General features: G+C 78.7%; 3 protein-coding genes and 1 rRNA gene. All 4 read right to left on the bottom strand.

The annotated features are described in order from the left end of the window. Nucleotides 1-66: 66 nt before the first annotated feature. Nucleotides 67-1,062 carry an HAD-IIA family hydrolase gene (locus tag HLB09_RS15035; protein ID WP_212771167.1) on the bottom strand — a complete coding sequence of 332 codons (996 nt, stop codon included), beginning with the start codon at nucleotides 1,060-1,062 and terminating at the stop codon, nucleotides 67-69. Next, nucleotides 1,055-1,609 carry a tetratricopeptide repeat protein gene (locus tag HLB09_RS15030; protein ID WP_171204139.1) on the bottom strand — a complete coding sequence of 185 codons (555 nt, stop codon included), beginning with the start codon at nucleotides 1,607-1,609 and terminating at the stop codon, nucleotides 1,055-1,057. Before HLB09_RS15030 ends, HLB09_RS15035 begins: the two co-directional genes overlap by 8 nt. Continuing rightward, the gene (locus HLB09_RS15025) at nucleotides 1,606-2,286 is read right to left on the bottom strand and encodes a hypothetical protein (RefSeq protein WP_171204138.1); all 681 of its coding nucleotides are present in this window, start codon (nucleotides 2,284-2,286) and stop codon (nucleotides 1,606-1,608) included. The genes HLB09_RS15030 and HLB09_RS15025 overlap by 4 nt, the downstream gene beginning before the upstream one ends. A gap of 644 nt (nucleotides 2,287-2,930) precedes the next feature. Further along, nucleotides 2,931-3,032 (bottom strand): 5S ribosomal RNA (rrf, locus tag HLB09_RS15020); the annotation flags it as partial.

The following is a 3,032-nucleotide window of genomic DNA, read 5'->3' as shown; positions in this document are numbered from 1 at the left end:
GGGCCTCGGGCCGGGCGCGGGGCCCGGTCGGGGGGCCGGGGCGTCGCCGGAGGTCACCCGGGCACGCTACCGGGCGTCCAGCGGCGACACCCGGCGTCGCAGGTCGTCGGTCACGGCGACGTCCTCCAGCTCCCAGCGCGCGGCGCAGGCGGCCCTCAGCACGTCCAGCGGCTGGCCGCCGTCCTCCGCCACGAGGCCGTCCGGACCCCGCCGGACCTGCGCGTCCCCGCAGCGCCAGCTCCGCTGCGGACCCTCGCCCTCCCGGACGACGGTCGCCGCCGGCGCGAGCAGGGCGCCGAGGTCGGCGCCGAGGTGGTCGGGGCGCTGGTGGGGCGGGGCGTCGAGCACGGCCGCGGTGGCGTCCACGCCCGTGGCCACCCAGAGGCTGCTCAGGCCCGCCGCCCGCGCGCCGGCGACGTCGGTGTCGAGCCGGTCGCCGACGACGAGGGCCCGGCGCCCGTCGGCCGCCGCGTCGAGGAGCGGCCGCTCCGGCTTCCCGGCGACGAGGGGCTCGGCGCCCGTGGCGGTCCGGACCGCTGCGACGAGGCTGCCGTTGCCGAGGGCGGGGCCGCGCTCGCGCGCCAGGACGGTGTCGACGTTGGTCGCGACCCACAGGGCGCCCGCCCGGACGGCGTACGCGGCCTCGGTGAGCGCGGCCCAGCCCACGTCGGGGCCGAAGCCCTGGAGGACCGCCACCGGCTCGTCGTCCGCGGACGTCACGGGCACCAGGCCGGCCGCACGGCACGCGAGGGCGACGCCCGGCCCGCCGACGACGAGGACCCGCGCCCCGGCGCCGCAGCGGTCGACGACGAGGCTCGCGCCCGCCTGCGAGGACGTGCGGACCTCCTCTGCCGAGGCGCGCACGCCCGTGCGACCGAGGTGCGCGGCCACGTCCTCGGGGGGCAGGGAGGCGTTGTTCGTGACGAAGCGCACGGCCACCCCCCGCTCGCGGCAGGCGGCGACGGCCTCGGCGGCGCCCCGGACCGGTCGGTCCCCGGCGTAGACGGTGCCGTCGAGGTCGAGCAGGAGCACCTCCACCGACGCGACGAGGGCGTCAGCCACGGCCGTCGCCGTCCGTGCCCGTGCCCTCGTCGTCGTCGGGCGTGGTCGTGGTCCCCCCGACGTCGAGGAGGCCGGGGGCGGCGCTCTCGGGGCCCTCGCCCGTCTGCTCACCAGCACCGCTCGCACCGGGACGCGGCTGCAGGAGGGCACGGACGCTGCTGAGCGCCTCCACGTACTCGGCGCGCTGCGGGCGCATGGCGACGGCGAGCGCGAGCTGCTCGGCAGCCTGGGGCAGGCGCCCGAGGCGTCGCAGGGACTGGCCGTAGCCGAAGCGGGCGTAGTCCGAGTCCGGGGCCACCTCGGCCAGGCGCTCGAAGGTGCGGACGGCGGCACCCGGCCGACCGGCGATGAACTGCGCGCGCGCCAGGGCCTCGAGGACGCTCGCCGAGCGCGGCTCGTCCTCGGCGACCCGCTCGAGCACCGTGGCGGCCGCGGCGGCGTGCCCGCCCTCGAGGAGTCCGAGCCCTCGCTGCAGCCACTCGTAGGTGCCGAGGCCGTCCCCCCGCTCGGGCGAGCCGGAGGCGGCCCCGGGACCGGGTCCGCTCACGCCTCCTCCTCCCAGAGCAGGACGTCGTCGTCCTCGTCGACGACACCGCCCTCGGCGACCTGGGCGCCGGTGGCACCGCCGCGCCCACGGCGCGGGACGGGCCGGCCCGCTGCGGCGAGGGCGTCGTCGTAGGCCTCCTGCAGGCGGGCCTGCGACTCGCGCAGCCCAGGAGGCACCGAGCCGGTCAGCTCGGGCAAGCGCAGCTCGAGGACGGCGGCGTCGGCTTGTCCGAGGTCGCGGCGAGCACCGGCGACGACGATGGCCAGCTCGATGCGGCCCGCGCGGTCCAGCGCGTCCGCCGCCGGGCCCGCGGCGGCGTCCAGGGCGCGCTCCGGCCGTCCGAGCCCGCGCTCGCAGTCGGCCATGACCGGCAGGTGCTCCTGGGAACCCGTGATCCGGCGGGCGGTGCGCAGCTCGCGCAGCGCCTCCTCGTACTCCCCGGCCCGGTAGGCCGCGAGCCCGGTCGCCTCGCGGACGGCCCCCACCCGGCCGGCGCGGCGCTGGGCGGCACGGGCGTGCTCGAGCGCCAGCGCGGGGTCGTCGTCGAGCAGGCGGGCGACCTGCACGAGGTGCCGCGCCACCGCGGTGGCGTTCTCGCCGGACAGCCCGCTGAGGTCGCGGCGCACGTCGGCGTCCAGCTCCCTGCCCGTGACGTCCTCGGGCAGCGGCGGCTCCACCGGTCGGGAAGCACGGGCCTCGCGACCACCGTGGGCGCCCCCGAAGCCCGTGCGGTCGCGCGGGGCGTCTCCGCGCGCCGCCCACCCGCGGTCGCCAGGGCCGGCGCTGCGGGACCGACGTCCCCCGGACCGGTCCCGGTCCCCCCGCCCCGCCCGGTCGTCCCGTCCGCGACCGTCGCGGGCGCGGTCGTCACCGGTACGGGGACCTCGACCCCGCGGGGCACGGTCGCGGTCGCCGCCGTGACGGCCGGCACCGTCGCCCTCGCGTGGCTCTCTCCGCGACGGGCGGTCGTCTCCGGTCCACTCGGCCATGGGTCCTCCTCGGTCCGGGACGCGCACTCGGTCCACCAGCTCTTCTGCTCTCGCCGGGCGCCGGCGCACGACCTCCTGGGCTGCACCGGCGCGCGCTCGGCGACCGACCCCATCATGCGTGACGGCGAGGACGCCTCACGAGCCGACGGCCGCTCGACCTCGCCCGGCGATCGGTCGAGATCGGGTCGTCGCCCTGCCGAGGCCTCAGACCGCAGCGCGTCCCCGCGGACCATGGCGTCGCTCCGGACTCCTGGACGCCTTCTGGCGCAGGACAGGTCCGGGTATGCGAAAGGGCCACCCCCCACACAGGGGGGTGGCCCTTCCTAAGTGAAGTCCGGCGGCGACCTACTCTCCCACGCAGTCCCCCACGCAGTACCATCGGCGCGAACGGGCTTAGCTTCCGGGTTCGGAATGGGACCGGGCGTTTCCCCGAC

The sequence above is a fragment of the Pseudokineococcus marinus genome, assembly GCF_013004605.1.
Classification (GTDB): Bacteria; Actinomycetota; Actinomycetes; order Actinomycetales; family Quadrisphaeraceae; genus Pseudokineococcus; species Pseudokineococcus marinus.
This window is presented reverse-complemented; position numbering and strand designations above follow the sequence as displayed.